Genomic DNA, 15,887 nt, shown 5'->3' on the forward strand with positions numbered 1-15,887 from the left:
GGCATCAATACCGCCCCTTGCCGAATCCGATCAATGACGATCGATCTGCTCTTCACTCCAGTCATCGCTGTCTGACAGATCGCCACTACTCGGGATACGCTTCTCTTCTGCCGCCCACTCGCCAAGATCAATCAGCTGGCAGCGTTTGCTGCAAAATGGCCGCCACTGGCTCAGCTCATCCCAGATCACATCTTTGCCACAGGTCGGGCATTTCACCACTAATACTTCATCTTTCATTACGACAAACCTTTAACAACAAGCCAGTTCAAAATCGAGTCGGGCGGGGACGTCGCCGTTTTCACTATCAAGCGGCAGAAAACGAATCGCATAACGGCTCTTATGGCCCGACACTTGCGGATAGAGTGAGTCTTCCAGCATCAGCTGCAAGCGCAACAGATCGGAACCCTCAGCATTATCCTGAAAAAAACCATTCAGGCTGGTTTGATTGCGGAAGATCCCTGACTGGCGGATTAAATCCAGAATCAGCGTCAGGGACTCGCGCACCGGAGCCAGCGACTCCAGCCATATGGCCACCTGTTTATCGCGCAGCTCCTGATCCACATGCAGCCAGACATGCAGCGTGGGAAGATCAAAGCTACAGCAGCCCCCCGGGATGCTCAGACGCTGACGTACCAGACCAATCAGACGGTCTTCGCGCAGCTGCTGACCCATGCGTGGCGCAGCCATCAGGATGGTGGCGCAGCGCTTAAGACGCTGGCTGAGCTGATTGATTAGCTCCATATCGACGCCGGGAACCTCAGACCAGGAGCGTAACTTCTGCTGCTGGCGCTCAAGTTCTTTCAGAATATCGGTACGCAGTTCGCCACGCTCAAATACATCCAGTAACTCGGCAGCGTTACGAAAAAATGTCAGTGCGCCGAGATGGTCGGTGATGCTTTTGCAGGCCTCTAACTGCTTAAGTAAAAATTCGATACGTAACCAGGTACGCATTTTTTCATTCAGTGGATGTTCAAAAAGTATCGTTGTGCTCATGCTTTTTATCCTGTTCCGCTGACATCGCCAGCGCGCAATAGCGCTGATTTAATGCAGCAACGAGTGGCAGCACCGCTTCGGGAGCACCACTGTTATCAATAACATCGTCAGCTACGGCCAGGCGAGCTTCGCGCGTCGCCTGGGCAGCAAGAATATTGCTGGCCTGTTCACGACTGATATTGTCGCGGGCCATGGTTCGCGCCAGTTGCGTCGCCGGGTCGACATCGACCACCAGTACGCGATCTGCCAGTTTATGCAGATTGTTCTCTACTAAGAGCGGCACAACCCACAAACACCATAAGGACTGGCTTTCCGCCAGCTGACGACGCGTCTGCTGGTGGATTAAGGGGTGAAGCAATTCATTTAGCCACTGTTTGTCCGCTGGCGAGCTGAAAATCCTCTGGCGCAGGCTGGCACGGTTTAGGGTGCCATCGGCATTGAGCACCTCAGCGCCAAATTTTTCCGCAATTTCACGCAATGCGGGCTGACCGGGTTCGACAACCTGGCGGGCGATCACATCGGCATCCACCACATCAATACCGAGATCGGCAAAGGCACGGGCAATGGTGCTTTTTCCGCTGCCGATGCCACCGGTCAGCGCGACGGTATAGCGCATAAGCCTGATCCCAGATTAACTTGCGCGAAAAATAAGAATTTCGGGGGTTTTATCGCAACAACAGCCCCGAATTCTGCGGCACAGATCACAAGTAAGATTCACAGATAAATTTATGCGATTGTAGCGTAAATAAAGGCAGTTTCGCAGTCTTGTAGTCGCGATTTTAGCGCGTATGATAGCTTCACTGGAGCTGGGCAGCAGCACCCGATCGCCAGATCGCCGCCACTAACCAGGAAATTATGTCATGCGTATCGAAGAAGATTTAAAACTCGGCTTTAAAGATGTCCTTATCCGGCCCAAGCGTTCGACGCTAAAAAGCCGCTCCCAGGTTGAACTCGAACGTCAGTTCAATTTCAAACATTCAGGCATCGCCTGGTCAGGTGTTCCGATTATTGCCGCTAACATGGATACCGTTGGCACTTTCCGCATGGCAGAAGCGCTGGCGTCATTTGATATTCTCACCGCCGTCCACAAGCATTATAGCGTTGAAGAGTGGCAATCTTTTGTCTCAGCGGTACCGGAAGAGGTGCTGAAACATGTGATGGTCTCCAGCGGCACCTCAGAAGCTGACTTTATTAAAATGAAGCAAATTCTGGCGCTTTCACCCGCGCTGAACTTTATCTGTATTGATGTCGCAAATGGTTACTCGGAACATTTTGTCGAGTTTCTGCAGCGCGCCCGTGAAGCCTGCCCGGATAAAACCATTTGCGCCGGCAACGTGGTGACCGGTGAAATGGTGGAGGAGCTGATTCTTTCCGGCGCCGATATTGTCAAAGTAGGGATCGGCCCGGGGTCGGTCTGCACCACCAGGGTGAAGACCGGCGTCGGCTATCCGCAGCTTTCGGCGGTGATTGAGTGTGCGGATGCGGCACACGGTCTCGGCGGTCAGATAGTCAGCGACGGCGGCTGCGCGGTGCCGGGCGATGTGGCGAAAGCCTTTGGCGGCGGCGCAGATTTTGTCATGCTTGGCGGTATGCTGGCCGGACATCATGAGTGTGAGGGAACCATTATCGAGGAGAATGGCGAGCAGTTTATGCTGTTCTACGGTATGAGTTCCGAATCGGCGATGAAGCGCCATGTGGGTGGCGTGGCCGAGTATCGTGCCGCAGAAGGTAAAACGGTGAAACTGGCGCTGCGTGGGCCGGTAGAGAATACCGCGCGCGATATCCTCGGCGGTCTGCGTTCGGCTTGCACCTATGTCGGTGCTGAACGTCTGAAAGAACTGACCAAGCGCACGACCTTTATCCGGGTGGCCGAGCAGGAAAACCGTCTGTTTAACCGTTAACCGCCGGACGGGTGGCCCAACTGCCGCCCGTCGTTATCCCAGCGCATTCCCGAGACCAAATATTGGCAGATACATCGCCACCACCAGCGTACCGACAATCGTGCCAGTCACCAGCATCAGCAGCGGTTCCAGGCTGGCGGCCAGCGTGTCTGCCAGCTGATGGGTCTGCTCTTCATGCCATTGCGCCAGCCGCGCCAGCAACACATCAAGTGAACCCGCCTCTTCGCCGACTTTAATCAGCTGATAACAGAGCGGAGTAAACAGTTTGTGCTGCGCCAGCGCCTGATGTAACGGCCTGCCTGCGGCAATATGCTGCTGCAGCTCAGCGATTGCCGCACGCCATATACCGTCATTCAGGGTTTGCTCCACTGCCTGTAAGCTTTGCAACAAGGTTAAACCAGCCTGCTGGGTTAAGGTCAGGGTGGTAAAAATCTGGCTAAGATGGCTGCCGCGATACAGTAGCGCAATCAGCGGCAGGCGCAGCAGCAGTTGCTGTTGCCGGTAGCGCCAGCCTGGTCGTTTTCTGCTCTGCTGGCGCCAGATTATCGCCAGTGCCGCGCTGCTAAGGGTCAGCGGCACCATACTTTGCTGTAACGCTACGGATAACGCCATCACGGCGGTAGTAAAAGCGGGCAGCGGCGTGTCAAACACGGCATAGATGGCGACAAATTCCGGTAACACCAACAGTAGCATGCCAGCACTGACCGCCAGAGCCACCAGCAGAATAAACAGCGGGTAGCGCAGCGCTTTCACCACCTTCTTTTGTAGCTGTTGCTGGCGCTCCTGCTGACGGGCCAGCTGAAAACAGCACTCATCAAGCCGACCGGTGACTTCGCCAATATGCATCAGGGCCGGAAACAGCGGCGGGAAAATATCCGGCCAGCGGCTCAGTACCTGCGAGAAAGGGGTTCCCTGCTCAATATGCGCCTGAATATCGCGCAACAGCGCCTGCCAGCCCGGATGAGGATGGTCTTCGGCCAACAGTCTGATGCCCTGAGCCAGAGTGATGCCCGCTTTCAGCAGCGTGGCCAGTTGCCGGATCAACATAATCTTGTGCTGCCATTGCCAGTCACGCGCGCGCCAGCTTTTACCGCGTTTAATCCGCACCGGCGAGCAGCCCTCATCGGTTAACCTTTGTATCACCGCCAGCGGGCTGCTACTGAGCTGCGTGCCGCTAACATAGTTGCCGCCGGCATCAATCGCCTGCCAGTAAAACAGTGTGTGATTAGCCATCACTGCTCCCGACAATGCGATTAACTTCTGCCAGCGAGGTGTCGCCGCGATGCACCGCATGCAGACCCTCGGTAAACAACGAGTTCATTCCCTGCTGCTGCGCCAGGCTGGCAAGTTCATCAGCCGTGGCATTCGCGGCAATCGCCTGCTGCAGCTGGCTATCGATCGGCAGCAGTTCAAATAGCGCCAGCCGGCCATAATAGCCGGAGAAGCAGTGATCGCAGCCATTTGCCCGCCAGCTTTGCAGCGTACCTGGCCACAGTTGCGGCGGGAAATGACTCAGCGGCGCATCGGGCTGACGGCAGCGCGGGCATAAACGACGCACCAGACGCTGGGCGATCACCAGTTTCAGTGCCGATGCCAGCAGATAGCCGGGGATCCCCATTTGACTTAGCCGGGTCAGGGTGTCGCGGGTGGAATTGGTATGCAGCGTCGACAGCACCAGATGGCCGGTTTGCGCCGCTTTAATGGCGATTTCCGCCGTTTCGCCATCGCGGATCTCCCCCAGCATAATAACGTCAGGATCCTGGCGTAACAGTGCGCGTAGTACGCGATGAAAATCGAGACCGGATTTACTGTTGATCTGCGTTTGATTCACGCCGGGTAGCGGGATTTCAACCGGATCCTCGACACTGCACAGGTTTTGTCCCGGCTGATTTAACGCGCTTAAACCGCTGTAGAGGGTAAAGGTTTTGCCGCTGCCGGTCGGGCCAGTGACGAGGATCAGCCCCTGCGGACGCGCCAGGGCCGCGCGGTAACACTGCAGGGCAGCGGCAGGCATGCCGAGTTTATCGAGGTCAATGGTTTGCGACTCGCTCTGCAATAAACGCACCACGGCTTTTTCGCCGAGGCGCGTTGGCAGCGTGGAGAGTCGGAATGATTCCGGCTTGCCATTTATCTGCTGCGTAAACTGCCCGTCCTGCGGCATACGGCGTTCGGCAATATCGAGGCTGGCGAGGATCTTCAGGCGCGCCAGTACGGAAGCATTTAGCGGCTGATAGTAGTCTTGCAGCGGGTGAAGTACGCCGTCAATGCGCAGGCGGATACGTAAACCGCTGAGCTGGGGTTCAAAATGGATATCTGAGGCACGGCGCTGAACAGCGATCTGCAGGGTCTGATTCACCAGTTCCACCGCTGAAGCGCCTGGCGCCTCAGCAGCGGCGTTTTCGCCTGCCAGCGCGGCGGCCGGTTGCGGCGGGTGATACTGCTCAATGCGCGCCTGCGGCCAGCATTCGATTTCAATCTGACACTGGCTGGCAAAGCGTAATGCTTCAATCATCTGCGGCGTGGGCGTTTTACTGACCGCCAAAGACAGGCGCCCGGCATTATGCTCGAGGATGATCGCCTGATAGCGCTGGCAGAGCATACGGACAGTGCGCTGATTTGCCGTATCCATTATGCGCCACCTGCAGCGGCGTCAAAGCGGAAGATATCATTACAGGCCTCAACCAGGCTGCTCTGGGTGCTGTTACAACTGCGTTGCCAGCTGATTCGGCCATCGGTAACCGCCCATAGCGGGGTGAGGACCACGGTTAAACTCTCCAGACTATCCTGACCGGCCAGCGTGATAACGCCGGCGGTCACCGTCACACTGCGCACATAGCGCGAGCCGCTGGCGGTGGGCACGCCATTACTGCCGGCGTTGCAGTTAGTGGTGGCGCCACGTTCAATGGTACAGAGCTCTACCGCCGTCTTGTACGGCAGCATGGTCTGTAACATATCGGTGAGCGCGGCTTTCTGCAGGTAATTTTGATAAGCCGGTAAACCTATCGCGCTGAGAATAGCGACGATAGCGACGACAATCATCAGCTCAATCAGGGTAAATCCGCGTTGCTTGTCCATCGTTGTTGCTCTCCTTAAGGTGTCTGGCGGCACCTTAAGCAGGCAGGCTGATGGAGACCAGCGGCAAAGCATTTATCTGCGCGAGCACGCGGAAAGTTTTTCGCGGTGAAATGCAGGGTAACAGACAGAATGGAAGCGGGTACGCAAAATGGTGATTGAGGGGGCGGTGTTACGGCTGGTGCAAACCATAAATACGGGCGGCATTAATGCCGTCATTATGGTTGGTGCAAATCATAAATACGGGCGGCATTAATGCCGCCATTGTGGCTGGTGCAAATCATGAATACGGGCGGCATTAATGCCGCCCCTACAAGGGGTTATCTGAAACACTGTAGGGGAGCCATTAATGGCTCCCGTCCCATTAATGGCTCCCGTCCCATTAATGGCTCTGGTTAAAACGCATCGACAGATCCAGCGCCCGCACATGCTTGGTCAGCGCACCAACGGAAATATAGTCCACGCCGGTTTCGGCAAAGGTGCGCAGCGTTTCATTGGTTACATTGCCGGAGACTTCGAGCAGCGCACGCCCGGCGGTTAAAGCGACGGCTTCACGCATCTTGTCGACGCTGAAATTATCCAGCATGACGATATCGGCACCGGCGGCCAGCGCCTGCTCCAGCTCGTCAAGGGACTCCACCTCCACCTCCACCGGAACATCGGGATGCAGCCAGAAGGCTTTTTCCACCGCCTGACGAATCGAGCCGGTGGCAATAATATGGTTCTCTTTAATCAGAAAGGCGTCGGACAGTCCGAGGCGATGGTTGCTGCCGCCACCGCACAGCACGGCATATTTCAGCGCGGTACGCAAACCCGGCAGGGTTTTACGGGTATCCAGCAACTGGGTATCGGTGCCCTCAAGCAAGGCGACATAGCGGCTGACTTCGGTTGCCACGCCAGATAAGGTCTGCACAAAGTTCAGGGCGGTGCGTTCAGCGGTCAGAATCAACTGTGCCGGGCCGGTGATTTCAAACAGAACCTGATTGGCGCTGATGGGATCGCCATCATTGACATGCCAGGTCAGCTGGGTGCGGTTACCAAGCTGAATAAACACCTCTTCCACCCAGCGCTTACCGCAAAAAATGCCGGGTTCACGGGTAATCACCGTCGCGTGGGATTGGGTATCGGCGGGTAGCAGACTGGCGGTAATGTCGTTACTGGCATCCACTTCACCACCTAAATCTTCCTGCAGCGCATAGGCTACCGCGGCAGGAATATCGTTTTCAATACGGCCGAGCAGTTCTGCACGGCGGCTGGCAGAGTCATAGCGACGCGTCGTCATGTTCAAGCTCCGAAAGTTCGGACAAAAGAGTCCGGACACTCTAGCGCGTTTACTACAGGCTTGCCAGCCAGCGCCAGGCTGCGGGCTGTGCAATTATGCGCGTGGCGCCGCGGGAGAGATAAACTGCTGACCGTTGGCAAACGACCAGTCTTCTGGTTGCGTGGTGCTAATGACTATCATCACGTCCTGTGGCCGTACCGCCAGCTGGAGTTCAAGCTGAGAAACCAGCTGAAGATAGAAGTCGCGTTTAGTCAGTGCGGAACGCGGTCGGCCGGCGGTGATCTGCAGCAGCATAAAATCTGCCGAGCGTGGGCCGCCCAGATAGTGGGTATCGTAGACCAGCTGCCCAGGCGCAAGCTGTTCGAAGATCTGAAAACAGTCACATGCTGGCACCGCAAAATGACTTTCCAGAGTTTGCTGTAATAACCGTGACAGCGTATTCAGAAAGTGTTGGGGTTTGCCCTGATGCAGCGTGATGCGGGTTAAGGGCATAATGGCGGCTCCTGATCCTGCGGTTGCTGTGCTGGCATCACTTCCAGCGCGGAAACGGCGGCAGGCCAGCCAGCATAGAACGCCAGATGGGTGATCGCTTCCACCAGTTGCTGATATGTCAAACCATTCTGTTGCGCCAGTTGCAGATGCCATGGCAACTGACCGGTACGCGACAGCGCCACCAGCGCGGCAACGGTAATCAGGCTGCGGTCGCGTGCCGACAATTCACTGCGCTGCCAGATATCAGCAAACAGCACCTGTTCGGTCAGTTCCGCCAGCTTAGGCGCCAGCTGGTGCAATGTGTCACGATTCAGTGAGGTACTCATCTTATTTTCCTTTTCTTACGGGGATAAAACCAGCATAAAACCGCGCGATAGTTTATAAAATCGCATATATTTTGATTAATCATCCCGAATATCAGGACTATTGGTTATGGCCCGACAACCCACCTTTGATCTTGAGGCCCTGCGCAGTTTTGTCACCGGCATCGATCTTGGCAGCTTCGCATTGGCGGCGGATCGTCTTAATCGCTCGACTTCCGCAGTCAGTGCGCAGCTGAAGAAACTGGAGGCGCAGAGTGGCTTACCGCTGGTGCAAAAAGTGGGGCGGCACCTGCAGGTAACCCATCGCGGTGAGCTACTGTTAACCTATGCCCGCAGGCTGCTGGCGCTGAATGATGAAGCCGCCATCGCGCTAAGCGGACATGAGATTGGCGGCCATATCCGGGTTGGGATGCAGGAAGATTTTGGCGAGAGCTTACTGCCGGACATTCTTGGTCAGTTCTCACGTGCTCATCCGCAGGTGCAAATTTTCGCGCGTATCGGGCGCAACGCGGAATTGCTACAGGGCATCCGCGAGGATGAACTGGATCTGGCGCTGTGCTGGATGGGAGCGGAAAGCACGTTGCATGCCACGCCTCTTGGCGCCACTCCGCTTTACTGGATTGCCCGCGGCGATATCGATGTCGCCCGTTGGATTAGCCGTGGCGAACCTTTGCCACTGCTGCTATTTGATGCCCCCTGTCTGCTGCGCAATTATGCGATTGAGGCGCTGGAACGGGCGGGGATCCCCTGGCGGGTGGCTTTCAGCAGTCGCAGTTTGGGGGGGATCTGGGCCGCCGCCGCCGCCGGACTGGGGATCACCATTCGTACCACCTTTGGTATGCCGGCAAATTTATCCATTTTGCGCGATAAGGCTCTGCCGGTATTACCGCCATTGGGGATTGCGCTGCATCGACGCACCGTGGCGCATTCCGCAGCACTGACTCTTTTGCAAAGTATTATTGCCGATCAGTTGACGTAAGCGGTTGAGAGAGTGAAGGTATTAGCCTCTGAGTTATCAATAACTAGTGCCATGAGGGTCAGTATGCAGGTGATATCGATACGGGAAAAAGGTATGCCGGTGAGTGGTAAACAACTGCTGCAGGACGTTTCCCTGCCTGCACTGGTATTGCATCAGTCAGCGCTACAGCACAATCTTGACTGGATGCAGCGCTATGCCACTGAACACGGCGCGGAGCTGGCCCCCCATGGCAAAACCACCATGACCCCGGCGCTGTTTCAGCGCCAGATTGACGCCGGCGCCTGGGGGATGACGCTGGCGACCGCCAGCCAGTGCGTGGTCGCGGCACAACATGGCATCCGACGCATTCTGCTGGCGAATCAGCTGGTGGGCGGTCCGAATATGCAGCTGGTAGCCGATCTGTTGCGGGCGGATATCGAGTTTTATTGCCTGGTCGATAGCGTGGACAATGTCCATCAACTGGGCAGGTTTTTTACTGAGCGCCAGCTAACGCTCAATGTCATGCTGGAAGTTGGCGTGGCGAATGGCCGTTGCGGTTGCCGTAACGCCCGGCAGATTGCTGAGGTGATTGCGGCGATTGTCGGGTACGATGCGCTGTCCCTCAGCGGTATCGAGGGCTATGAAGGGGTGATCTCCGGCCATCGCGAGCAGCAGGAGGTGGCGGACTTTATCAGCATGCTGGTAAAAACCGCGCTGGAGCTAAAAGCGGCCGGGCAGTTTGCCAGTGAACGGCCGATTATCACCGCCTCGGGTTCAGCCTGGTACGATTTGGTGGCGGAGGCGTTTGCCCGTGAAGATGCGCGCGGCGCTTTTATTACCCTGATGCGGCCCGGTTGCTATCTGGTGCACGATCACGGCATCTATCAGCAGGCGCAGAATGCGCTGCTGCAACGTCATGCGGAAATGCACAGCGCCCTGCAGCCGGCGATGGAGGTGTTTGCCTATGTCCAGTCAGTGCCGGAAGCAGGGCGGGTGATTGCCGCGCTGGGTAAACGCGATATCGCCCACGATAGTATGCCGCTGCCGCTACGCGTCTATCCGCAGGGGCAGCGTCAGGCGCGCAACCTCAACGCCGGTTATCGGGTGATCCGCCTGATGGATCAGCATGCTTTTATCGAAGCGCCTGAGGATCATCAACTGGTGCCAGGGGATATTATTGCTTTTGGCGCTTCGCATCCCTGCCTGACATTTGATAAGTGGCGTCAGCTATGTGTGGTGGATGATAATCTGCAGGTAGTGGAAACGCTGCCGACCTTTTTCTGACGCCGGTAACCGATCCGAAGATATCTGAACTGAAAAAAAACCGTGTTACTCTGGTGGAAATGTCATAACAGGAGGGAAGGGAATGCAGTTGCAGGATGGCTGGATTGTCGGGGTAAAGCAGGTGCCATCGCCACATTTTAATTTACGTCCGGCAGATGAAGCACCTTCGTTACTGGTGGTACACAATATCAGCTTACCGCCCGGTGAGTTCGGCGGCCCGTATATTGATGCGCTGTTTACCGGCACACTGGATGCCAGCGCCCACCCGTTTTTCGCCGAAATTTGTCACCTGCGCGTCTCGGCGCACTGCCTGATACGACGCGACGGCGAAATTGTGCAATATGTCCCTTTCCATCTGCGCGCCTGGCATGCGGGCGTTTCCCTCTGGCAGGGGCGTGAAAACTGTAATGACTTCTCCATCGGCATCGAACTGGAAGGAACCGACATCCTTCCTTATACCGATGCGCAATATCAGGCGCTTAGCGCGGTTACCCAGCTGCTAATGCAGCACTATCCGCTCACCGCAGAGCGCATTACCGGCCATAGCGATATTGCTCCGGTGCGCAAGAGCGATCCCGGACCGGCTTTTGACTGGGAAAAATTTCGCCGCGCATTAAGCCATGATGCGAAGGACGCCACTCCGAAGGAGCGTAATGCATGACCTTGTTTAGCTTATTGCTGGTGTTAGGTTGGGAGCGACTGTTTAAATCGGGTGAGCACTGGCAGCTGGACCACCGGCTGGAACCGTTGTTCCGGCGGCAGAAACGCTTTTCGCTGCTGCGTACGCTGCTGATGACGCTGATAGCGATGGCGGTGGTGCTGGTGGTGATTAGCTCGCTGAAAGGGTTGTTCTTTGGCGTGGTACAACTGATTTTCTGGATTCTGGTGGGCCTGCTATGCATTGGCGCCGGTTCAGTGCGCCTGCATTATCATGCTTATCTGAAGGCGGCCAGCCTTAACGATGCCGGCGCGCGCGATGCGCTGGCGGAAGAACTGACGCTGATCCACGGCGTCCCGGTGGACTGCGACGAAACTGAATACCTGCGCGAACTGCAGAATGCGCTGCTGTGGATTAACTTCCGTTTTTATCTGGCGCCGATGTTCTGGTTTGTGGTGGGAGGACACTGGGGGCCGGTGCTGCTGGTAGGTTACGCTTTTTTACGCGGCTGGCAGAGCTGGCTGGCACGGCACCATACGCCGCTGGAACGCTCTCAGTCCGGGATTGATGCGATTTTACACTGGCTGGACTGGATCCCGGTGCGTCTGGCCGGTGTGGCTTACGCACTGCTCGGTCATGGTGAACGCGCGTTGCCGGCGTGGTTTGCCTCGCTCGGCGATCGCCACAGCGCGCAATATCAGGTGCTAACGCGGCTGGCGCAATTCTCGCTGGCGCGCGATCCCCATCTGGATAAAACAGAGACACCGCGCGTGGCGGTGTCTCTGGCGAAGAAAGTGTCGCTGGTGCTGGTGGTGGTGGTGGCGTTGCTCACCATCTACGGCACCCTGGTATAATCACTGCTCGGCTGGCGGTACGCCGAAGTTTGGCATGCCGTCAGCATCCCAGCTAAAGGTTTTGATCCGCGTATGGCGGTTCGGATCCCACAGCGGATCCCCCTCAATTTCCGTATAGCTGCGCGCATGATAAACCAGTACATCCTCGCCGTTTTCTGCGCGGGTAAAGCTGTTATGCCCCGGTCCATACTGCTGGTTTAGCCAGTGGGTGGTAAATACCGGGCGGGCCGATTTTGACCAGTTGGCGGCGCGCATCGGGTCGGCGTCAGCATCAATCCACAACAATCCCATACAGTAGTTTTCATCCGTCGCGCTGGCGGAATAGCTGACAAACAGTGTGTTGCCGTGGCGGATCACCGCCGGACCTTCATTAACGCTAAATCCGGCACATTCCCACTGATACTGCGGACGGCTAAGCATGACCGGCGGGGATTTTAGTGTCCAGGGGTTTTCCAGCTCCGCTAAATAGAGATTGGAGTTGCCGGGGATTTGCGGATCTTTCTGCGCCCATAAATACCAGTTTTTTCCCTGATGCTGAAAAGCCGTGGCATCAAGCGCAAAGCTGTCGATCGGCGTGTGGATCTGTCCGCGTTCCTGCCAGCTGCCGTTAAGGGGATCGCTGTCGCGGCACTCAAGAGCAAACATACGATGCTGGAACAGCCCGTCTTTAATCGCCCGGCTTGGTGCCGCAGCAAAGTAGATTATCCAGCTGCCATCGATCAGATGCAGCTCCGGCGCCCAGATCAGTTCGCTCATCGGGCCGCTGGCTGGTTTGCGCCAGACCACCACCGGCGGCGCATCGCGCAGACCGATCAGGGTGCTGGCGCGGCGAATCTCCAGCCGATCGTATTCAGGCACCGAAGCAATAAAGTAGTAGTTATCGTGGTGACGCAGGATAAAGGGGTCAGCGCGCTGTTCAATTAGCGGATTAGGCCAGCTCAGGTTACTCATTACGCCACTCCTTCAGGTTTTACTTCAACAGGTTTACCGTCGCGATAGTCGCTCAGTTCGCGATAATTTTCGCGACGTTTGGCAAGATCAAGCTGGATGGTCTGCATCAACTGGCGGTCCACTTTCAGCAGCCGAATCACCCCGGCAGTAATCAGATAACCGATCCCAGGGATCACGGTAAACAGCAGCATAATGCCGTTAATCGCCGTGGGGCTTTGCTGTTTCGCACCGGCGTCGTAGCCATACCATGACAGCAGGAAACCGACCATTGCGCCAGCTACCGCCAGCCCAACTTTAAGAAAGAACAGGTTGCCGGAGAAGCTGATGCCGGTAATACGCTTGCCGGTTTTCCATTCGCCGTAATCATCGACGTCAGCCATCAGTGACCAGTGCAGCGGCGACGGGATCTGGTGGAAAATATTGAGCAGGAAGTACATCACCACAATTAACACCGTGGCGTGCGGGTCGAGAAAATAGAAGCCGGTGGAGAAAATCGCCAGCACAATATTGGTCCAGAAAAACACTTTCAGTTTACACCAGCGGTCGGTAAGGATTTTCGCCAGCGTACTGCCGATCATCATGCCGACCACGCCAAGACTGATAAACAGCGTAGCGAAACTGGTTGATTGCTGCATTACCCAGGTGACGTAATACATGGTGGCCGCCATACGGATAAAACCGGGGCAGACGTTACAGAAGGTCAGCAGCAGGATGCGCACCCACTGATCGTTTTTCCACACGTCTTTTAAGTCGGCCTTCAGGTCATCATTACTTGGCACCGCCGGGGTAATGCGTTCACGCACCGTGGCAAAGCAGAACAGAAACATAAACAGGCCAATGGTGGCCAGCACCGCCATCGCCAGCTGATAGCCGCGCGCTTTATCGTCACCACCAAACCATTGCGCCAGCGGCAACAGCGATAGCGACAGAATCAGGGTGGCAATACCGACCATAACAAAACGGTAGGACTGGCAGGAGACGCGTTCACCGGGATCGTTAGTGATCACGCCGCCCAGCGAACAGTAAGGAATATTTATCGCCGTGTAAGACAGTGACATCAGAAAGTAAGTGACAAAAGCATAGATCACCTTACTTTCATAACTCCAGTTCGGGGTGGTAAACATCAGCACACTAAACAGGACATACGGAACGGAAACCCATAATAGCCACGGACGAAAACGTCCCCAGCGGCTGCGCGTGCGGTCAGCAATCGCTCCCATAATCGGGTCAGTCACCGCATCAAGTACCCGTACTGACAGCAATATTATGCCGACCATTGCCGGCGCCAGACCGTAAACATCCGTGTAAAAGTAACTCAGGAACAACATGATGGCGCCGCCGATCATATTGCAACCTGCATCGCCCATGCCGTAGCCAATCTTCTCTTTAATCGAAAGCGCTGTTGCCTTCATCGTCTGTTCCCCGCCCCTGGATGATATTCCTGTGTAGTGGAAAACATTATTGATGTTTATGTCTTAACCTGCGCAGCAGGAAACCGTCGCACAGATGGACAAAATAACTGAGGGGGGAAAAGTGTGATGGAGTTAACGATTGAACAACGAGGTGAGCCGCATCGGGATAGCAGACGGATGGATTGAGGGGCGGCGAAAATGCCGCCCACAACAATATCAGGCCTTTTGCGTTTTATTTTTAATAAAGTAGCCGATGGCGAGGATCAATACCCATACCGGTATCAGCCAGACCGAGATCGCCATACCTGGGGTTAACGCCATAATCACCAGAATCCCGGCGAGGAACACCAGACAGATCCAGTTGCCAAGCGGATAGAGCAGCGCTTTAAAGCGGGTAGTGACCCCTTGCTGATCCTTCTTGCGACGGAACTTCAGGTGAGCGAGGCTAATCATTGCCCAGTTGATCACCAGCGCAGAAACCACCAGCGACATCAGAATGCCGAAAGCCTCGCCTGGCATCAGGTAGTTCACCAGCACGCAGATCGCGGTTGCCAGCGCGGAAACGCCAATCGCCACCACCGGTACGCCACGCGCATCCACCTTCAGCAGGGATTTTGGACCGTTACCCTGTTTTGCCAGACCGTAGAGCATGCGGCTGTTACTGTAAACGCAGCTGTTATAGACCGACAGTGCGGCGGTGAGGATGACCACATTCAGCGCATTAGCCACCAGGCTGTCGCCGAGATCGTGGAAAATCATCACAAACGGACTGCCGCCTTCCACCACTTTGGTCCACGGATAGAGCGACAGCAGCACCGCCAGCGAACCGATATAGAAAATCAGGATCCGGTACAGCACCTGGTTGGTCGCTTTCGGAATGCTTTTCTCCGGGTCATCCGCTTCTGCTGCGGTAATACCAATCAGTTCCAGCCCGCCAAAGGAGAACATGATCACCGCCATCGCCATCACCAGCCCGCTGATGCCGTTCGGGAAGAAGCCGCCAATCTCCCAGATATTGCTGACTTTCGCTTCCGGCCCGGCATGACCGCTAAACAGCAGCCAGCCACCGAAAATGATCATGCCGACCACCGCAACAACTTTAATGATCGCGAACCAGAACTCCATCTCGCCATACACTTTGACATTGGAGAGGTTAATCGCGTTGATCACCAGAAAGAAGACGGCGGCGGAGACCCAGGTAGGAATTTCCGGCCACCAGTACTGAACATAGATGCCGACAGCGGAGAGCTCAGCCATCGCTACCAGCACATACAGTACCCAGTAGTTCCAGCCGGAGGCAAAGCCGGCAAAGTTGCCCCAGTATTTGTAGGCAAAGTGGCTAAAGGAGCCGGCGACCGGCTCTTCCACCACCATCTCGCCTAACTGACGCATAATCATAAAGGCGATAAAGCCGCCTATCGCGTAACCAAGCAGTACAGATGGGCCTGCCATTTTGATCGTTTGAGCGATCCCCAGAAACAAGCCGGTACCGACTGCGCCACCCAATGCAATAAGCTGAATATGGCGATTTTTCAATCCCCTTTTCAGCGTATCGCCTTGCTGTTGTTCCATATAAAACCTCGTGATGTCGTTATTTTTATTGGCTTTTTTTGCACCGCTCTGCGCGCCGCTGTAAGCAAAATCTGACAGATAACGTATTGATTATTTTACAGTACCAACGTCCCAAAAATGAGGGTGATGCTACCT

The 15,887-nt window shown here is 55.7% G+C and carries 17 protein-coding genes; 5 read left to right on the forward strand and 12 right to left on the reverse strand.

Annotated elements, in window-relative coordinates:
• Nucleotides 1-30 precede the first annotated feature (30 nt).
• From yacG to coaE, 3 genes are read right to left on the reverse strand one after another with little or no spacing between them, the layout of a single operon-like run.
• The gene (yacG, locus tag JWF83_RS11105; protein WP_413650263.1) at nt 31-237 is read right to left on the reverse strand and encodes a DNA gyrase inhibitor YacG; all 207 of its coding nucleotides are present in this window, start codon (nt 235-237) and stop codon (nt 31-33) included.
• 12 nt (nt 238-249) lie between these two features.
• Nucleotides 250-993 carry a cell division protein ZapD gene (gene zapD / locus JWF83_RS11110; RefSeq protein WP_413650264.1) on the reverse strand — a complete coding sequence of 248 codons (744 nt, stop codon included), beginning with the start codon at nt 991-993 and terminating at the stop codon, nt 250-252.
• The gene (gene coaE / locus JWF83_RS11115; protein ID WP_413650265.1) at nt 971-1,609 is read right to left on the reverse strand and encodes a dephospho-CoA kinase; all 639 of its coding nucleotides are present in this window, start codon (nt 1,607-1,609) and stop codon (nt 971-973) included. Before coaE ends, zapD begins: the two co-directional genes overlap by 23 nt.
• 244 nt (nt 1,610-1,853) lie before the next feature.
• Here coaE and JWF83_RS11120 point away from each other — a divergent pair, with 244 nt between their 5' ends.
• Complete coding sequence (locus JWF83_RS11120; protein ID WP_413650266.1) at nt 1,854-2,894, forward strand: GMP reductase; 1,041 nt, start codon at nt 1,854-1,856, stop codon at nt 2,892-2,894.
• Nucleotides 2,895-2,927: 33 nt separating this feature from the next.
• Here the strand turns inward: JWF83_RS11120 and hofC are convergent, their stop codons facing one another.
• The 6 genes from hofC to JWF83_RS11150 form a co-directional block, all read right to left on the reverse strand.
• Nucleotides 2,928-4,127 carry a protein transport protein HofC gene (hofC, locus tag JWF83_RS11125; protein WP_413650267.1) on the reverse strand — a complete coding sequence of 400 codons (1,200 nt, stop codon included), beginning with the start codon at nt 4,125-4,127 and terminating at the stop codon, nt 2,928-2,930.
• Nucleotides 4,120-5,523, reverse strand: coding sequence for a type II secretion system protein GspE (gene gspE / locus JWF83_RS11130; RefSeq protein WP_413650268.1), 1,404 nt, complete (start codon nt 5,521-5,523; stop codon nt 4,120-4,122). Before gspE ends, hofC begins: the two co-directional genes overlap by 8 nt.
• The gene (gene ppdD, locus JWF83_RS11135; protein WP_413650269.1) at nt 5,523-5,969 is read right to left on the reverse strand and encodes a prepilin peptidase-dependent pilin; all 447 of its coding nucleotides are present in this window, start codon (nt 5,967-5,969) and stop codon (nt 5,523-5,525) included. Before ppdD ends, gspE begins: the two co-directional genes overlap by 1 nt.
• A gap of 379 nt (nt 5,970-6,348) precedes the next feature.
• On the reverse strand, nt 6,349-7,248 hold the full coding sequence (gene nadC, locus JWF83_RS11140; RefSeq protein ID WP_413650270.1) for a carboxylating nicotinate-nucleotide diphosphorylase: 900 nt from the start codon (nt 7,246-7,248) through the stop codon (nt 6,349-6,351).
• Between the two features lie 93 nt (nt 7,249-7,341).
• Nucleotides 7,342-7,740: a tautomerase family protein gene (locus JWF83_RS11145; protein WP_413650271.1), complete on the reverse strand. Its 399-nt coding sequence runs from the start codon at nt 7,738-7,740 to the stop codon at nt 7,342-7,344.
• Nucleotides 7,731-8,066 (reverse strand): carboxymuconolactone decarboxylase family protein, encoded by a 336-nt coding sequence (locus JWF83_RS11150; RefSeq protein ID WP_413650272.1) that lies wholly within the window; start codon nt 8,064-8,066, stop codon nt 7,731-7,733. The genes JWF83_RS11145 and JWF83_RS11150 overlap by 10 nt, the downstream gene beginning before the upstream one ends.
• A gap of 106 nt (nt 8,067-8,172) precedes the next feature.
• Here JWF83_RS11150 and JWF83_RS11155 point away from each other — a divergent pair, with 106 nt between their 5' ends.
• The 4 genes from JWF83_RS11155 (at nt 8,173) to ampE (ending at nt 11,817) form a co-directional block, all read left to right on the forward strand.
• A complete protein-coding gene (locus JWF83_RS11155) occupies nt 8,173-9,042 on the forward strand; it encodes a LysR substrate-binding domain-containing protein (protein WP_413650273.1) in 870 nt (289 codons plus the stop codon).
• 93 nt (nt 9,043-9,135) lie between these two features.
• A complete protein-coding gene (locus tag JWF83_RS11160) occupies nt 9,136-10,305 on the forward strand; it encodes an amino acid deaminase (protein ID WP_413650338.1) in 1,170 nt (389 codons plus the stop codon).
• A gap of 82 nt (nt 10,306-10,387) precedes the next feature.
• Nucleotides 10,388-10,966: a 1,6-anhydro-N-acetylmuramyl-L-alanine amidase AmpD gene (ampD, locus tag JWF83_RS11165; RefSeq protein WP_413650274.1), complete on the forward strand. Its 579-nt coding sequence runs from the start codon at nt 10,388-10,390 to the stop codon at nt 10,964-10,966.
• Complete coding sequence (gene ampE, locus JWF83_RS11170; protein WP_413650275.1) at nt 10,963-11,817, forward strand: beta-lactamase regulator AmpE; 855 nt, start codon at nt 10,963-10,965, stop codon at nt 11,815-11,817. Before ampD ends, ampE begins: the two co-directional genes overlap by 4 nt.
• Here the strand turns inward: ampE and JWF83_RS11175 are convergent, their stop codons facing one another.
• The 3 genes from JWF83_RS11175 to aroP all read right to left on the reverse strand — a co-directional run bounded on the left by JWF83_RS11175 (nt 11,818) and on the right by aroP (nt 15,752).
• Nucleotides 11,818-12,768, reverse strand: a complete 951-nt coding sequence (locus tag JWF83_RS11175) for a family 43 glycosylhydrolase (RefSeq protein ID WP_413650276.1) — start codon at nt 12,766-12,768, stop codon at nt 11,818-11,820. It lies immediately after the preceding gene.
• On the reverse strand, nt 12,768-14,180 hold the full coding sequence (locus tag JWF83_RS11180; protein WP_413650277.1) for a glycoside-pentoside-hexuronide (GPH):cation symporter: 1,413 nt from the start codon (nt 14,178-14,180) through the stop codon (nt 12,768-12,770). Before JWF83_RS11180 ends, JWF83_RS11175 begins: the two co-directional genes overlap by 1 nt.
• Before the next feature lie 216 nt (nt 14,181-14,396).
• Nucleotides 14,397-15,752: an aromatic amino acid transporter AroP gene (gene aroP, locus JWF83_RS11185; RefSeq protein ID WP_413650278.1), complete on the reverse strand. Its 1,356-nt coding sequence runs from the start codon at nt 15,750-15,752 to the stop codon at nt 14,397-14,399.
• Nucleotides 15,753-15,887 lie beyond the last annotated feature (135 nt).

It is taken from the genome of Pantoea sp. B65 (genome assembly GCF_047308185.1).
GTDB lineage: Bacteria > Pseudomonadota > Gammaproteobacteria > Enterobacterales > Enterobacteriaceae > Erwinia.